The organism is Gemella sp. GH3 (genome assembly GCF_013415425.1).
In the GTDB taxonomy this organism is placed as follows: Bacteria; Bacillota; Bacilli; order Staphylococcales; family Gemellaceae; genus Gemelliphila.
Genome location: NZ_JACBYC010000180.1, coordinates 1 through 520 on the forward strand (window position 1 = coordinate 1; position 520 = coordinate 520).

General features: G+C 22.3%; 1 protein-coding gene. It reads left to right on the plus strand.

The annotated features are described in order from the left end of the window. Positions 1–254: 254 nt before the first annotated feature. The coding region (gene whiA / locus HZY83_RS06730; RefSeq protein ID WP_179943284.1) for a DNA-binding protein WhiA at positions 255–520 on the plus strand (266 nt) is incomplete at its 3' end.

The following is a 520-nucleotide window of genomic DNA, read 5'->3' on the forward strand; positions in this document are numbered from 1 at the left end:
ATGCTGTAATGTTATTATATTCTTTATTTTTGCGTATAAATATAATCAAGGTTATCTATTAGATAATTATTATAATGTTTAATAATAACATCATATTTTTACTAGACAAATAATATTCTACAATTTATATTTGTATGCTTGTTTATGATTGTCTAGGATTATATTGCACGTCTTTTTATTTGTTAGTGTACTATTTATATGTTAGAATTAATTAGTTATAAAATTTAATTAAATTTTTAGATAGGAGTACAGTTATGTCTTATGCTTCTGATATGAAACAAGAATTGACTAGAATTACAATAACAGATGATAGAAGCTTTTTGTCTGAATTGTCTGCTTTGATAAAAATGAATGGTATTTTAACTATAAATAACGGAAGTCTTAGTATAAGTGTTCAAACAGAGAATGCAGCTATAGCTAGGCGTATATTTTCTTTAATAAAACATTTTTATGATGTTCATATAAAAATATCTGTTAAAAAAAAAATGCAATTAAAAAAGAATAATGTCTATATTTGTCG